Here is a 14,010-nt window from a genome sequence, read left to right on the forward strand (position 1 = left end):
GGTCAATCCGTACGTTCTGTTCGTGATTGTATGTTCCGCCACGTTCGGGCTTTTCGTCGGGGCTATACCCGGTTTGACGGCAACGATGGCGACGGCCTTGCTGGTGCCGGTCACCTTCTTCATGGATCCCATTCCGGCGATCTCGGCGATCGCCACCTGTACCGCGATGGCCATCTTCGCCGGCGATATCCCCGGCGCCCTTCTGCGCATCCCGGGCACCCCGGCCTCCGCCGCCTATACCGACGAGGCCTACGCACTCACCCGCAAGGGGCAGGCCGAGAAGGCCCTCGGAACCGGGCTCATCTGCTCGATGTTGGGCGGCCTGTTCGGGGTTGTCGTGCTCGCCACGTCGGCCCCCGCCCTAGCCGACTTCGCCCTCAACTTCTCAAGTTACGAGTTCTTCTGGCTGGCCTGCCTGGGCCTGACCTGCGCCGTCGTCATCTCCAGCGAATCGGCCGTGAAGGGTGTCGTCTCGTTGTTTCTCGGCCTGTTCATTTCGACCATCGGCATGGGCGTCGTCACCGGCTATCCGCGCTTCACCATGGGGTTCACCGACCTGATGGGCGGGGTGAGCTTCATCCCTGCGATGGTGGGCATGTTCGCGATTTCCGAGGTGCTTCGCTATACCGTGCGCATGATCCCGCGGCCGGTGATCGAACAGCGTCGATTCGGCAATGTGTTCAAGGGCATCGCCGGGACCTTGCGGACCTACAAGCTCAACGTGCTGCGCGGCAGCGTTGTCGGCACGCTCGTCGGCATCCTGCCGGGAGCCGGCGGCGACATCGCCGCCTGGGTGTGCTACGGGATGAGCAAGAGGTTCTCCAAGGAGCCCGAGAAGTTCGGCACCGGCCACGTCGAGGGCCTGGTCGACGCCAGTTCGGCCAATAACGCCGCGCTTGGCGGCGCCTGGGTGCCGGCGATGGTATTCGGCATTCCCGGCGATTCCATCACCGCCATCGTCATCGGCGTGCTCTACATGAAGGACATGAACCCGGGGCCCACCGTGTTCATCGAGCGGCCGCACATGGTGAACAGCGTGTTCTTGGCCTTCTTCCTGGCCAATCTGCTGTTGTTGCCGTTGGGCTTCCTGGCGATCAGGCTGTCCAGGCAGATCCTGCGCATCCCGCACGCCGTATTGATGCCGATCATCATGCTGTTCTGCGTCGTCGGCTCGTTCGCGATCAACAACTCGTCCTTCGACGTCATGCTGATGCTGATCTTGGGCGTCATGGCCTTCATCATGGAGGAGAATGGGTTCCCGATCGCCCCCGTCATCCTTGGCATCGTGCTGGGGGTCATGGTCGAGGACAACTTCATCACCTCGATGATCAAGTCCGACGGCAGCTTCCTCACCTTCTTCGAGCGGCCGATCGCCGCCGTCCTCGGCGTCACGACGCTGCTGATCTGGTTCGTGCCGATGGGGCTCCAACTGTACCGGCGGAAGAAGACGGCGAAGGCCTAGCCCGCCGGCCTGTGCTCCCGGACCTGCTGCAACGCGGCGTCCCGCAGCATGCTGACGTCGGGTTTGCCGACGATCAGGTCGTAACCGCGAGCGAACAGTTCACCCGGCGTGTGCCCGCCGTAGGGGGTCGTTCCCAGGAACTTGCCGGCATCCTTCACCACCTTTTCGGTCCGCGCCATCAGCCGCTTGTGTTCGGGGTCATCAAACTCGGCCGGCCGCCCCAGGCTGGCCGACAGGTCAAAGGGGCCGATCAGCACCATGTCGACTCCCTCGGTGGCGGCGATCGCCTCGACGTTGCCCACGGCAGTTGCGGATTCGACCTGGCAGATGACGAAAATATTGTCCGAAGCCGTCCGCAGGTAATCCATGCCCTTGAGGCCGTAGTCCGAACCGCGGATGTCGGTATGGGCGACACCACGGACGCCGCGCGGCGGATAGCGGCAGGCCGCCACCGCCGCCTTCGCCTCTTCCCCGGTCTCTACCATGGGAATCATCACCGCCTCGGCGCCGACATCCAAGGTCTTCTTCATGACCACGGGATCGTTGCAGGGAACCCGAACAATCACCGTGGTGTCACTGGCCGAAGCGGCCCGCAGCTGGTGGGCCACCGTCATGGCATCACCCGGCCCGTGCTCGGTATCGACCAGCAGGAAGTCGTAGCCGACCATGGACAGCATCTCGGTCACCGCCGGGTCGAGCAATTCGATCCAGCAGCCGAAAACCTTGCGCCCGGCTTGCAGGCGCTGTCTCAGAATGTTCTGGCGATACATCGGTTTCTCCTGGATTACGGCCGGCACGAGGCCTAGCCGGAAAGTCCGTCGATCATGCGCCGGAAGGCGACCATGCCCGGATCGTCGAGGCCGACGCTCTTCTCGGCCCAGATGCGGGCCCGCCCCACCCGGCTCGGCTGCTCACGCAGGCGCGCCATCGTCGCGTCGACGGCGTCCCCCGCCGCCGCCAGGATGGCCGCGCCCTCCGCCAGGCCGGCCGCGGCCTTGGCCGCCGCGTCGACGGCGTCGATCACTGTCTTGTCTCCCAGTTCGGCCTTGCCGCGCGCCTTCATGGCCTCGACGGTGCCGGCCAGCAGCCCCGACATCTCGGCCAACGGCACTGTGGTTCGACCCTTGCAGGTCTTGGCGGCGCTCATCAGCGCGGTCGCCACCAGGGTGGCGTAACTCGACCCCGAGACCTTGGTGATGGCCTGCACGCACTTCATCAGCGCCATGCCCACGTCGTTGGGCAGGTCGGCCGCTCCTTCGTTGAGCGCCCGGCCGATGCGAACCATGGTGACGCCGAGGTCGCCGTCGCCGATCCTGCCGTCCAGGGCGTTCAGTTCGTCGGCCGCCGTTTCCATGCGAGCGGCGACGCGGGCCAAGCCGGCGGCCAGGCTTTGCGTGGTCAGGGCCATGATCAAACCGTCCAGAAGGCGCAGGCGGCCGGCGCCTTCAGGTATTTTTCCAACTCGTCATCCAGCTTGCAGAAGGTAAACGAGACGCCGGCCATTTCCATCGAAGTCGCGTAGCGGCCGACCAGCGGCATGACGATCGTCACGCCCAGCGCGTCGAGTCGCGCCTTGACGGTGCGATAAAGGATATAGAGCTCCTCGGGCGGCGTCGCGCCCAGGCTGTTGACCATCGGCGACACCCGATCACCCCGGACCAGCGGCCGATCGCCCAGCAGGATGTCGACCATCTCGGCGGCTATGGCGTCGGCCTTGCGCAGGGGACCGCGCCAGACGCCCGGTTCGCCGTGGATGCCCATGCCCATTTCCATCTCGTCCTCACCCAAGGTGAAGGTCGGCTTGCCGGCCTGGGGCACCGTGCAGGGCGTGAGCGCGGCACCGATGGTCCGGCAGGCGTCGGCCGCTTTCTGGGCGACGCGCGTCACACCGGCCAGATCGAGGCCCGCCTCGGCCGCCGCGCCGGCCATCTTGTACGCATAAACAATGCCGGCGACGCCGCGCCGCTTGTCGGCTTCCGCCGGTTTGGCGCTGGCCACGTCGTCGGTCAGCACCACGGTGGTCGAGGGGATGTCCTCCATCTCGGCCATGTCGCCGGCCATGTCGAAGTTCATGACGTCGCCGCCGTAGTTGCCGTAAAGACGGAGCACGCCCTTGCCGCCGTTGGCGGCGCGCATGGCCTCGACCATCTGGTCGGCCGACGGCGAGGCGAAAACATCGCCGATGGCGGCGGCGTCCAGCAGCCCCTTGCCCACGTAGCCGGTAAAGACGGGCAGATGGCCAGAGCCGCCTCCGGTGACGATGCCGACCTTGCCGGCAATCGGCGCCTCCGGCCGCTTGATGACCCGCGCCCCCTCGGATACCTGGGCGTAATACTCGGGATGGGCGGCGCACAGGCCGACCAGCATCTCGTCGACATAGGAATAGACGTCGTTGAGGATCTTCTTCATGCGGAAGCCTCCCTCATTATCCATCAGCGATCGCCCGGCCATGCTATCGCCCGGCCGGTCCCGAAGCAACGCCGCGCCAAACAGGCACTGCTGACAGGAAGGCAGGCGGCGGGCCTAGCCCTGCTTCGCCAGGCAGTCGCGGATGCGGCCCATCGCTTCGCGGATGTTCTCGATGCTGTTGGCGTAGGAGATCCGGATGTAGCCCTCGCCATGGGCGCCGAAGCTGGTGCCCGAAACCGTCGCCACGCCCGCTTCCCCGAGCAGCATGTCCTGGAGCTTGCGCGCCGGAATGCCTGTGCCCTCGATGTTGGGGAAGGCATAGAAGGCGCCGCCCGGTTCGATGCAGCGGAAGCCGGGGATGGAATTCAACTCCTTGACCACCACTTTGCGCCGCTCGTCGAAGGCGGCGACCATTGCGTCCACGGCGTCCTGCGGACCGCGCAGCGCGGCGATGCCGGCCTGCTGGGCGGCGGCGTTGACGCAGGAGTGGCAGTTGATGCAAAGCCGGGTCGCCTTGTCGATCAGGCTCTTCGGCCACACGCTGTAGCCCATGCGCCAGCCGGTCATGGCAAACGTCTTGCTCCAGCCGTCGAGCAGGATGAGGCGGTCGCGCAGCGATTCATATTCCAGCAGGCTGACGTGCTCGCGGCCGTCGTAGAGCATGCGGCAATAGATCTCGTCGCTCATCACGCAGACGTTGGGATGGGCGGCCAGCCCGTCGACCAGACGGTCGAATTCTTCGCGCGGGACGACGCCGCCGGTCGGATTGGCCGGGCTGTTGAGGATGATGAGGCGGGTCGCCGGGGTGATCCGCTCCAGCACTTCGTTGGCGCTGAACGAAAATCCGTTCTTCTCGTGCAGCGGGATGGGAACCGCCTTGGCCCCGGAGAACTTGATCACCGACTCGTAGATCGGGAAACCGGGGTTGGGATAGAGGATTTCCGCCCCCGCCTCGCCGAACATGAGGACGGCGAAGAACATGGTGACCTTGCCGCCGGGCACGATCAGCACCTGGCCGGGGTCGACCGTGACATGGCGGCGGAGCGCAATGTCCTCGGCCACCGCCTCGCGCAGCGCCAGAACCCCGTTGGCGGGCGTATAGCCGTGGTGGCCGTCGCGCAGCGCCTTGACGGCCGCCTCGACGATGTGCGGCGGCGTCAGGAAGTCCGGCTGGCCGATGCCGAGGTTGATGATGCTGCGGCCCGCCTCCTCCATCGCCTTGGCCTTGGCCAGGACGTCGAAGGCGGTTTCGGTGCCGAGACGGCCCATGGCGGCGGCGACATGCGGCCCGGCGGGCTCTGACGGAGATTGCGCGTCCAGCGTCTGAATCTTGGTCATGGAGTCGATGTTCCACCTGCGGAGACGGGAATGCCTCCAGGAAGTCACATCGCAAGCGGGCAGGCAAGCCCGATGTTCACCCGTCGGACGCCGATGGGGCCGGCGGTCGCCCGGCCGGCCCCGCGTATCGGCCGCGACGCCCTAGTCGCAGGAAATCCGCGCGTCGAGCGTAAACTCGCGCACAAACCACGTGGGAGCCACGTAGAGGGCAATTTCGCCGCCGGGGTTGCGCTCGGCAAGCAGCTTGAAGGATGCCTTCTGCCCCTGGGCAAGACGCATGTTGCGCCGGGTGAGCACGGCGCGGTCGGTCGCCTTCAGAATCATGATCGCGCCCACCGCCGGCCAGGCCTCTCCGGTGTTGACCAGATTGAAGGTCACGGTCTTGCCCTCGCAACCCGGCGCGATCTGAAGCCCCAGGTCCGGGATCGAGATGGCCGATACCTCCTGCCGATCCGCGGCATCGGCAGAACCCATAAGAATCACCGCCCCACCCACCAGGGCGAGGATCGTACGCACAAACGCCATTCTTGTTCCCTCCGTGCAAGCCTGAGCAACGTACCCCCCGGGAATGCAATCCACGCGCCGTTCCGGCCGAAGCGCCGAAACGCGACACGATTCGCTGAAAGCCGCCAGGAGTGGGGCGTTGAGGCTTGTCGTCGTCTTTTTCACTAGGGACCGGTCAAACCCCGCGACCGATCCCGGGCGGCATTATGCAATACCCGTGGCGGGATGCAACGCCATCGGGGGCAATTTCCTTCCATGGACTGGAAAATCCGGTGACCCGATATCACAACAGTTATGATTCCGGTGGGAGCACCCGATGAAGCGACCGGGCGACGTGCGGATCGGTATCTCGGGCTGGCGCTACAAGCCGTGGCGCGGGACCTTCTATCCGGAAGGGCTCCGCCAGGCCGACGAGCTTGCGTACGCGTCGACGACGTTCGACACGATCGAGATCAACGGGACGTTCTATTCGCTGCAGCGGCCGGAATACTTCGCCGCCTGGGCGGCGCAGACGCCGGCCGGCTTCGTCTTCTCGGTCAAGGGGCCGCGCTACCTCACCCATCTTCGGCGGCTGAAGGAGCCCGAAAAGCCGCTCGCCAACTTCCTGGCCAGCGGGGTTCTCGAACTCAGGGAGAAACTCGGCCCCTTCCTGTGGCAGTTCCCGCCCAACTTCAAGTTCGATGCGTCCCGCCTGGAGGCGTTCTTCGCCCTGCTGCCGCACGACACCGATGCCGCCCAGGCGGTGGCCCGCGGCCACGATGCCAAGCTCAAAGGACGAAGCGCGATCCCGACGCAGAAGCGCCGTCGGCTGCACCACGCCATCGAGATCCGTCACGACAGCTTCAGAACGCCGGAGTTCATCGAACTTCTGCGCCAATACGACATCGCGCTGGTCTGCGCCGATACCGTCGATTGGCCGCGTCTCATGGATGTCACCGGCGAGTTCATGTACCTGAGGCTGCACGGCTCCGAGGAGCTGTATGCCAGCGGATACGACGACAAGGCGCTAAACGCCTGGGCCGACCGCGTGGCCGCCTGGGCCAGCGGAGCGGAACCCGCCGACGCCGAACGGGTGATCGACAAGCCGGCGAAGCGGCGCAAGGGCCGCGACGTCTTTGTCTACTTCGACAACGACATCAAGGTGCGGGCACCGTTCGACGCCCAGGGACTGCGGCGCCGGGTGGCGGAGCGGCTGGGACAGCCGGCCGGCAAATAGCCGGCTAAACGGCCAGATCGGAAAAGAAGTAGTCGGCCGTCCCGTCGGCCTCGAAGCCGAGGGTCCCGAGCGTGGCGGCGAAATGCGCCGGCGCAGGCGCTGCGATCACCAGTTCGCCGCCCTTCGGGTGCGGCAGGCGGATCGCCCGGGCGTGCAGGTGAAGCCGCCGCGAAACGATGTCGCCGCCGAGAAAGGCCTCGGCGCCGCCGTACTTGCCGTCCCCGACGATGGGCGTGCCGATCGCCGCCATGTGGACCCGGAGTTGGTGGGTGCGCCCGGTGAGGGGCGAGAGCGCCACCCACGCCGCCCGGCGGCCGACGTGGTCGACGACGCGAAAAAGGGTGGCCGCGCGCTTGCCCTCGCCGTCGTCGGCGACGACGTGTTCGCCGCGCGGCCCGGCGACTTTTTCAAGCGGCAGGTCGATGCGCCCCATGCTCGGACGCGGCACGCCGACGACAATCGCCCAATAGAGCTTCTGCGCCGTCTTGGAGCGGAACGCCGCGGCCAGCGCCGCCGCCGCCGCCGGGTTGCGCGCCAGCAGCAGCACGCCCGAGGTGTCCTTGTCGAGCCGATGGACGAGACGCGGCCGGTGCGGCGAATCGAAGCGCAGCGCGTCCAACATGGCGTCCACATGCAGGTCGGTCTTGGTGCCACCCTGCACGGCCAGGCCAGGCGCCTTGTTGATCACCAGCACGTCGTCATCCTTGTGCAGCACCGCGGCCCGCAGGTCGTCGAGCGCCCGGTCCGGAATGCGGACCGGCGCGGCGGGCCGTTCGATGAGCGGGGCGTCGTTTACCGGCGGCACGCGAATCTTCTGGCCGGCCTCCAGCCGCAGGGCCGACTTGGCCCGCCGGCCGTCGACCCGCACCTGGCCGGTGCGCAGCAGTTTTTCCAGCTTGCCGTGGGCGACGTTGGGGAAATGGCGCTTGAACCAGCGATCCAGCCGGGCCCCCGCCTCGTCCCCAGCCACTTCCAGGATGCGCACGCCGCCGGCGGCGTCTTGCCGTTCGTCCATCACTCGCTCTCCGGCTTGCGCTCGCGGCGCAGCTTGTCCCAGTACTCCAGCCGCTTGGCGACCTCGCGCTCGAAACCGCGCTCCAGCGGCCGATAGAAACGCTGGCGCGCCATGCCTTCGGGGAAATAGTTCTGGCCCGAGAAACCCTCCTCGGCGTCGTGGTCGTAGACGTAGCCGTCGCCGTAGCCCAACTCCTTCATCATGCGGGTCGGCGCGTTGAGGATGTGCATGGGCGGCATCAGCGAGCCGGTTTCGCGCGCGGCGCGGCCGGCCGCGCTCTGGGCCTTGTAGGCGGCGTTCGACTTGGGCGCGGTGCCGAGATAGATGACCAGTTGCACCAGCGCCAGGTCGCCTTCCGGCGAACCCAGGCGCTCGTAGGCCTCCCACGCCGCCACCGCCTGGGTCAGCGCGTTGGGGTCGGCCATGCCGATGTCCTCGACCGCGAAGCGGGTAAGCCGGCGGGCGATGTAGCGCGGGTCCTCGCCGCCGGCGATCATGCGGGCGAACCAATAGAGCGCCGCGTCGGTGTCGGAACCGCGCAGGCTTTTGTGCAGCGCGCTGATCAGGTTGTAGTGGCCGTCCTGGTGCTTGTCGTAGAGCGGCACCCGGCGCTGCACGATCGCCGCCATGGCCCGCGAATCGAGCACCGGTTCGGCCGGCAGATTGAACAGGGCCTCGGTCATGTTGAGCAGATAGCGCCCGTCGCCGTCGGCCATCCGCCGAAGATCGGCCCGCGCCTCGGCGTTGAGCGGCAACGGCCGGCTTTCGGCCGCCTCGGCGCGCTTGAGCAATTCCTCCATCGCCGCGTCGTCGAGACGGTTCAAGACCAGGACCTGGCAGCGCGACAGCAGCGGCGCGTTGAGCTCGAAGGACGGGTTTTCGGTGGTGGCGCCGACCAGGATGACGGTGCCGTCCTCGACATAGGGAAGGAAACCGTCCTGCTGGGCGCGGTTGAAGCGGTGGATCTCGTCGATGAACAAGAGCGTTCCCCGCCCCGTCTCGCGGCGCTTGCGCGCCGCGTCGAACACCTTGCGCAGGTCGGCCACCCCCGAAAAGACCGCCGACAGCGGCTCGAAATACAGATCCGTCTTCTCGGCCAGCAGGCGGGCGATGGTGGTCTTGCCGGTACCGGGCGGGCCCCACAGGATGACCGAGGCCAAGTGGCCCGAGCGGACCATGCGTCCGACCGGCCCGTCGGGTCCGATCAGATGGTCCTGACCGACCACCTCTTCGAGCGAGGCCGGCCGCAGGCGGTCGGCCAGCGGGCGCGGGGCCTGGCTTTCGAAGAGCGTGCTCACTTCTCGATCACCCAGTTCAGCACATTGCCGCCACGGTTGAGGCTGACCCGCCAGCGATCGGCCGGGCGCGCCAGCGCCGTCTTGAGCCGGCCGACCGTCGCCGTCTCCTCGCCGTTGATGGCGAGGATGCGATCTCCGGGCTTAAACCCCAGCCGGTTGGCGGTGGCGCCGCGCTTGAGCTCGATGACGAAAACGCCTTCGGGCGCCGGATCGATCCCCAGCTCCTCGGCCAGCGCCGGCGACATGTTGGCGACCGTCGCCCCGGTCAGCGGGTTGGCACCGCCGATTTCGCTCACCTCGCGCGGCGGGTCCTCGGGTGGCGCGACGAGCTTCACCGTCACGTGGCGCTCGCGGCCGCGTCGCCATACCGTCAGGTCGGCGGTCTGGCCGACGCCCAGCGTGGCGATGCGGAACTTCAGGGCCTGCGGATCGTCGACCGGCTGGCCGGCCACGGCGACGATGGCGTCGCCAACGGCGATCCCGGCCTCGCGGATGGGACTGCGCGGATGGATCTCGTTGACGAGAACGCCCATGGGGCGGGGCATGCCGAGCGAGGTGGCGATTTCCGCGGTCACCGTCTGGCCGCTCGCCCCCAGCCACGGGCGGACCAGCTTTCCGCCGTGAGTAATGCCGGCGATGACCGAGCGCACCATATTGCCGGGAATGGCGAAACCGATGCCGTGCGAGCCTCCGCTCTTGGAGAAAATCGCCGTATTGATGCCGACCAGCTTGCCGTCGGCGGTGATCAGCGCGCCACCCGAATTGCCGGGGTTGATGGCGGCGTCGGTCTGGATGAAGAAGTTGAGGTCGGAAATGCCGACCTGGGTGCGGGCCAGCGCCGAGACGATGCCGCTGGTCACCGTCTGGCCAACGCCGAAGGGATTGCCGATGGCGAGCACCAGGTCGCCGACCTCCAGGCTGTCGGAATCGCGAAAGTCGAGGAACGGAAGCGCCTCGCCCTTGGCGTCGATCCGGAGCACGGCAAGGTCGGTCCGCTCGTCGGTTCCCGCCACCGCCGCCGCGAACTCGCGCCGGTCGGCCAGCACGACGGTGATCTCGTCGGCCCCGTCGATGACGTGGTGATTGGTGACAATGACCCCCTTGGGATCGACGATCACGCCGGAGCCCAGGGAATTCTGCACCCTTTCCTGGGGCGCCCCGAAGCCGCGGCCGAACCCTTCGCCGAAGAAGCGGCGGAAGAAGGGGTCGTCGAACAGGGGCGAAACCTGCCGGGCCTGGACGACCTTGCGGGCATAGATGTTGACGACGGCGGGAGCGGCCTTCTTGACCAGCGGCGCGAAGGACAGCGTGATGTCGCCGGCTGAGCCCGGCACCACCTTTTCCGCCGCCGCGACCGGCGGCGGCGTCATCGCCAGGGCCGCCCAGGCGAAGAGGGCGGCAAGGCCAGCGACAATCTTTTGCGTCACCTGCATGGTCCCGTTCCAATGGCCCGAATGGGGCGTTTCAATGGTTGCGGAGTGTAGCACCCGGCAGCGTCTTCGTGAAAAGGTCAGTCGGCCACGCCATGTAGGTATTTTCGATGGCGATGCGACATTTCGGACGGAGGTCGACGATGCACAAACTGAAACTGTTCGGCGAGCCAGGCTGGGGATCGACGCTCGCCGAAGCCCAACTGGTCTGGTACGGCATTCCCTTCGACTTCCAACGGGTGGGTGACCTGTTCTCGGAAAAAAGCGCCCGGCGGGAATTGGAGGCGTTCAACCCCTTGGGCCAGATTCCGACGCTCGTTCTGCCGGACGGTACCGTGATGACGGAGAGCGCGGCCATCACGCTCTGGCTCGCCGACCAGGTGGGCAGCGTCGAGCTGGTTCCCGGGCCGGACGAGGCGGAACGGCCGCGGTTCCTGAGGTGGCTCCTCTACATCACCAGCAACATCTATCCGACCTATACCTACGCCGACGATCCGTCGCGGTTCGTTCCCGACGAAGGGGCCCGGCGGGGGTTCGCGGACGCCGTGCACGCGTACGCCCGCAAGCTCTACACGATCCTGAACGCCGAGGCGGCCGGTCCCTGGTTCCTGGGAAGCCGCTTTTCGGCGCTCGACATCTACGTCTGCACGCTGACCCATTGGAAGCCTGGCCGCCCGTGGTTCGAGGCGAACGCGCCCCGGCTGGCCGCCATCGCCGACGGAACGAAGGCCTTGGCGCGCCTGTCCGAGGTATGGGCGAGGAATTTTCCCAAACCCTGATGCCCACAAGAACCGAAAGGCAGCCGCATGGGGCTGCCTTTCGCACCGTTCCTGCGGGCGCCCCGAAGGCGGCCCGGGAAAAGGAGTTATTCCGCTTCCGCGGTCGCCGCGGCTTCGCCCTCGGCGGCGAGGCGCGCCTTATCGGCGGCGCCCTTCGCCTCGACGTCGCGGTCGACCAGTTCGACCACCGCCATCGGGGCGGCATCGCCGTGCCGGAAGCCCGCCTTCAGAACGCGCGTGTATCCGCCCGCACGCTCCTTGAAGCGCTCGGCCAGGGCGCCGAACAGCTTGATGACCGCGGCGTCGTCGCGCAGGTAGGACGCGGCTTGGCGGCGGGCGTGCAGGTCGCCGCGCTTGCCCAGCGTCACCATGCGGTCGGCAACGCGGCGGATTTCCTTGGCCTTGGGAAGGGTGGTCGTGATCTGCTCGTGCGTCAGGAGCGAAACCGCCATGTTCGACAGCATCGCCTTGCGATGGCTGCTGGTCCGGTTCAGCCTGCGGCCGGTAAAGCCATGGCGCATAACGTCTTCTCCCTAGTCTCTAAGTCCGTGCCGCGGGGCTCGGCCCCCCGGCCAATCGAAAGTTCAGTTCAAAAGGGGTCTTCCAGCTTCTTGGCCAGATCCTCGATGTTCTCGGGCGGCCAAGCCGGAATATCCATGCCGAGGTGCAGCCCCATCTGGGCCAGCACTTCCTTGATCTCGTTCAGCGACTTGCGCCCGAAGTTCGGAGTGCGAAGCATCTCCGCCTCGGTCTTCTGCACGAGGTCGCCGATGTAGATGATGTTGTCGTTCTTCAGGCAGTTGGCCGAGCGGACCGACAGTTCCAGCTCTTCGACCTTGCGCAGAAGGTTCTTGTTGAACGGCAGATCGTCCTTGCGATCGGCCTCGACCGCCGTTTCCGGCTCCTCGAAGTTGATGAAGCGCTGCAACTGGTCCTGAAGAATGCGCGCCGCCAGGGCCACCGCATCCTCGGGCGTCACCGCGCCGCTGGTCGTCACCTCGATCGACAGCTTGTCGTAGTCGGTCACCTGGCCGACGCGCGCGTTCTCGACCTTGTAGGTCACCTTGCGCACCGGCGAGAACAGCGAGTCGACCGGAATGAGGCCGATCGGCGGGTCCTCGGGGCGGTTCTGCGACGCCGGCACGTAGCCCTTGCCGTTGGCGACGGTCAGTTCCATCGCCAGCTTGGCGCCATCGGCCAACGTGCACAGCACGAGGTCCGGGTTCATGATCTCGATGTCGTGGCCGACTTCGATCATGCCCGCCGTCACCTCGCAGGGTCCCTCGGCCTTGAGCACCATGCGCCGCGGTCCCTCGCCGTTGAGGCGAAGGGCGATCAGCTTGATGTTCAGGATGATGTCGGTGACATCCTCGCGCACGCCGGGAATCGACGAAAACTCGTGGAGCACGCCGTCGATCTGCACCGACGTCACGGCGGCGCCCTGCAGGGACGACAACAGGATGCGCCTAAGCGCGTTGCCCAGAGTCAATCCGAAACCCCGCTCGAGCGGCTCGGCGATCAGGGTCGCCGTCAACTCCGGATGACGTCCGGGTACCACGTCAATCTTCGCGGGTTTGATCAGTTCCTGCCAGTTCTTCTGAATCACGGGCATGACCTCATGCTAGGCATGTGTGTCGAGGGCCTCCCACGACGGGAGCCCTCTCGGGAGAAATCCGACCGGGATATCGCCGGCCGGACGTCTCGATTTACTTCCGCCCTCGGCCGCCTTAAACCCGACGCCGCTTGCGCGGCCGGCAGCCATTGTGCGGAATCGGCGTCACGTCACGGATCGAGGTGATGGTGAACCCGACGGTCTGCAACGCCCGCAACGCGGACTCGCGCCCGGAACCGGGTCCCTTCACCTCGACCTCCAGGGTCTTCATCCCGTGGTCCATGGCCTTCTTTCCGGCGTCCTCGGCGGCGATCTGCGCGGCATAAGGCGTCGATTTGCGCGACCCCTTGAACCCCTGACTGCCCGACGACGACCACGCGATGGTGTTGCCTTGAACATCGGTAATGGTGATCATGGTATTGTTGAACGACGCGTTGACGTGAGCGACGCCGGACGCAATGTTCTTGCGCTCACGACGGCGTGGGCGTTGGGTAGCTGCCTTTGCCATAACCAGTCAAATCCCCTACTTGGTCGCTTTCTTCTTGCCCGCGATCGGCCGGGCCGGGCCCTTGCGGGTCCGCGCATTGGTGTGGGTCCGCTGACCATGCACCGGCAATCCCCGGCGATGGCGCAACCCGCGATAGCAGCCGAGATCCATGAGCCGCTTGATGTTCATGGAAATTTCGCGCCGCAGGTCGCCCTCGACGGTGTAATCCTCGTCAATCGTTTCGCGGATACGGGCCGTCTCGTCGTCCGTCAGTTCGTGAACCCGGCGTTCCATCGGAATGCCGACCTTTTCACAAATCTGCCGCGCCTTGGTCCGCCCGATCCCATGGATATAGGTCAGAGCAATCACGACCCGTTTCTGGGTCGGAATGTTCACGCCAGCGATACGCGCCAAAGTGAGTACTCCTTACACTTTGATTTCAAACGTTTCCGAGGTTCGG

Annotated in this window: 15 protein-coding genes; 3 read left to right on the forward strand and 12 right to left on the reverse strand. The window is 66.4% G+C overall.

Translation table 11 applies throughout. From position 1 onward, the window contains the following. Positions 1-22: 22 nt before the first annotated feature. The gene (locus tag ODR01_RS08565) at positions 23-1,462 is read left to right on the forward strand and encodes a tripartite tricarboxylate transporter permease (protein ID WP_316977463.1); all 1,440 of its coding nucleotides are present in this window, start codon (positions 23-25) and stop codon (positions 1,460-1,462) included. On the opposite strand, the gene ODR01_RS08570 is transcribed toward ODR01_RS08565, so the two are convergent. From ODR01_RS08570 to ODR01_RS08590, 5 genes are all read right to left on the reverse strand, one after another. After that, on the reverse strand, positions 1,459-2,232 hold the full coding sequence (locus ODR01_RS08570) for an HpcH/HpaI aldolase family protein (protein ID WP_316977222.1): 774 nt from the start codon (positions 2,230-2,232) through the stop codon (positions 1,459-1,461). The two genes, ODR01_RS08565 and ODR01_RS08570, sit on opposite strands and share 4 nt — an antisense overlap. A 32-nt stretch (positions 2,233-2,264) precedes the next feature. Continuing rightward, positions 2,265-2,870 carry a DAK2 domain-containing protein gene (locus tag ODR01_RS08575; RefSeq protein WP_316977223.1) on the reverse strand — a complete coding sequence of 202 codons (606 nt, stop codon included), beginning with the start codon at positions 2,868-2,870 and terminating at the stop codon, positions 2,265-2,267. A 2-nt stretch (positions 2,871-2,872) separates the two neighbouring features. Next, entirely contained in the window at positions 2,873-3,871 is a 999-nt protein-coding gene (locus ODR01_RS08580) for a dihydroxyacetone kinase subunit DhaK (protein WP_316977224.1), read from the reverse strand. A 114-nt stretch (positions 3,872-3,985) separates the two neighbouring features. Continuing rightward, positions 3,986-5,209, reverse strand: a complete 1,224-nt coding sequence (locus ODR01_RS08585; protein ID WP_316977225.1) for a pyridoxal phosphate-dependent aminotransferase — start codon at positions 5,207-5,209, stop codon at positions 3,986-3,988. A 141-nt stretch (positions 5,210-5,350) separates the two neighbouring features. Beyond that, complete coding sequence (locus ODR01_RS08590; protein WP_316977226.1) at positions 5,351-5,734, reverse strand: hypothetical protein; 384 nt, start codon at positions 5,732-5,734, stop codon at positions 5,351-5,353. Positions 5,735-6,029: 295 nt separating this feature from the next. Between ODR01_RS08590 and ODR01_RS08595 the strand changes: the two genes are divergently transcribed. Then, positions 6,030-6,929: a DUF72 domain-containing protein gene (locus ODR01_RS08595; RefSeq protein WP_316977227.1), complete on the forward strand. Its 900-nt coding sequence runs from the start codon at positions 6,030-6,032 to the stop codon at positions 6,927-6,929. A gap of 4 nt (positions 6,930-6,933) precedes the next feature. Here ODR01_RS08595 and ODR01_RS08600 read toward each other — a convergent pair whose 3' ends face one another. From ODR01_RS08600 to ODR01_RS08610, 3 genes are read right to left on the reverse strand one after another with little or no spacing between them, the layout of a single operon-like run. After that, positions 6,934-7,944: an RluA family pseudouridine synthase gene (locus ODR01_RS08600; protein WP_316977228.1), complete on the reverse strand. Its 1,011-nt coding sequence runs from the start codon at positions 7,942-7,944 to the stop codon at positions 6,934-6,936. Further along, positions 7,944-9,242, reverse strand: a complete 1,299-nt coding sequence (locus ODR01_RS08605; protein ID WP_316977229.1) for a replication-associated recombination protein A — start codon at positions 9,240-9,242, stop codon at positions 7,944-7,946. The genes ODR01_RS08600 and ODR01_RS08605 overlap by 1 nt, the downstream gene beginning before the upstream one ends. After that, positions 9,239-10,675, reverse strand: a complete 1,437-nt coding sequence (locus tag ODR01_RS08610; protein ID WP_316977230.1) for a Do family serine endopeptidase — start codon at positions 10,673-10,675, stop codon at positions 9,239-9,241. Before ODR01_RS08610 ends, ODR01_RS08605 begins: the two co-directional genes overlap by 4 nt. Positions 10,676-10,815: 140 nt before the next feature. Here ODR01_RS08610 and ODR01_RS08615 point away from each other — a divergent pair, with 140 nt between their 5' ends. After that, on the forward strand, positions 10,816-11,451 hold the full coding sequence (locus ODR01_RS08615) for a glutathione S-transferase family protein (RefSeq protein WP_316977231.1): 636 nt from the start codon (positions 10,816-10,818) through the stop codon (positions 11,449-11,451). An 86-nt stretch (positions 11,452-11,537) separates the two neighbouring features. On the opposite strand, the gene rplQ is transcribed toward ODR01_RS08615, so the two are convergent. The 4 genes from rplQ to rpsM all read right to left on the reverse strand — a co-directional run bounded on the left by rplQ (position 11,538) and on the right by rpsM (position 13,964). Further along, positions 11,538-11,972, reverse strand: coding sequence for a 50S ribosomal protein L17 (rplQ, locus tag ODR01_RS08620; RefSeq protein WP_316977232.1), 435 nt, complete (start codon positions 11,970-11,972; stop codon positions 11,538-11,540). A 68-nt stretch (positions 11,973-12,040) separates the two neighbouring features. Next, positions 12,041-13,057, reverse strand: coding sequence for a DNA-directed RNA polymerase subunit alpha (locus ODR01_RS08625; protein ID WP_449441449.1), 1,017 nt, complete (start codon positions 13,055-13,057; stop codon positions 12,041-12,043). Positions 13,058-13,178: 121 nt separating this feature from the next. Then, positions 13,179-13,571, reverse strand: coding sequence for a 30S ribosomal protein S11 (rpsK, locus tag ODR01_RS08630; protein ID WP_316977234.1), 393 nt, complete (start codon positions 13,569-13,571; stop codon positions 13,179-13,181). Between the two features lie 15 nt (positions 13,572-13,586). Further along, positions 13,587-13,964, reverse strand: coding sequence for a 30S ribosomal protein S13 (gene rpsM / locus ODR01_RS08635; RefSeq protein WP_316977235.1), 378 nt, complete (start codon positions 13,962-13,964; stop codon positions 13,587-13,589). Positions 13,965-14,010: the final 46 nt, after the last annotated feature.

Source organism: Shumkonia mesophila (assembly GCF_026163695.1).
Lineage (GTDB): Bacteria > Pseudomonadota > Alphaproteobacteria > Rhodospirillales > Shumkoniaceae > Shumkonia > Shumkonia mesophila.

What these genes read in the sequence shown, in the direction of transcription:
- ODR01_RS08575 (WP_316977223.1), bottom strand. Translation starts at nt 2,870, where the DNA reads ATGGCCCTGACCACGCAAAGCCTGGCCGCCGGCTTGGCCCGCGTCGCC.
- ODR01_RS08610 (WP_316977230.1), bottom strand. Translation starts at nt 10,675, where the DNA reads ATGCAGGTGACGCAAAAGATTGTCGCTGGCCTTGCCGCCCTCTTCGCC.
- ODR01_RS08585 (WP_316977225.1), bottom strand. Translation starts at nt 5,209, where the DNA reads ATGACCAAGATTCAGACGCTGGACGCGCAATCTCCGTCAGAGCCCGCC.
- ODR01_RS08615 (WP_316977231.1), top strand. Translation starts at nt 10,816, where the DNA reads ATGCACAAACTGAAACTGTTCGGCGAGCCAGGCTGGGGATCGACGCTC.
- ODR01_RS08580 (WP_316977224.1), bottom strand. Translation starts at nt 3,871, where the DNA reads ATGAAGAAGATCCTCAACGACGTCTATTCCTATGTCGACGAGATGCTG.
- ODR01_RS08600 (WP_316977228.1), bottom strand. Translation starts at nt 7,944, where the DNA reads ATGGACGAACGGCAAGACGCCGCCGGCGGCGTGCGCATCCTGGAAGTG.
- ODR01_RS08590 (WP_316977226.1), bottom strand. Translation starts at nt 5,734, where the DNA reads ATGGCGTTTGTGCGTACGATCCTCGCCCTGGTGGGTGGGGCGGTGATT.
- rplQ (WP_316977232.1), bottom strand. Translation starts at nt 11,972, where the DNA reads ATGCGCCATGGCTTTACCGGCCGCAGGCTGAACCGGACCAGCAGCCAT.
- ODR01_RS08570 (WP_316977222.1), bottom strand. Translation starts at nt 2,232, where the DNA reads ATGTATCGCCAGAACATTCTGAGACAGCGCCTGCAAGCCGGGCGCAAG.
- ODR01_RS08595 (WP_316977227.1), top strand. Translation starts at nt 6,030, where the DNA reads ATGAAGCGACCGGGCGACGTGCGGATCGGTATCTCGGGCTGGCGCTAC.
- rpsK (WP_316977234.1), bottom strand. Translation starts at nt 13,571, where the DNA reads ATGGCAAAGGCAGCTACCCAACGCCCACGCCGTCGTGAGCGCAAGAAC.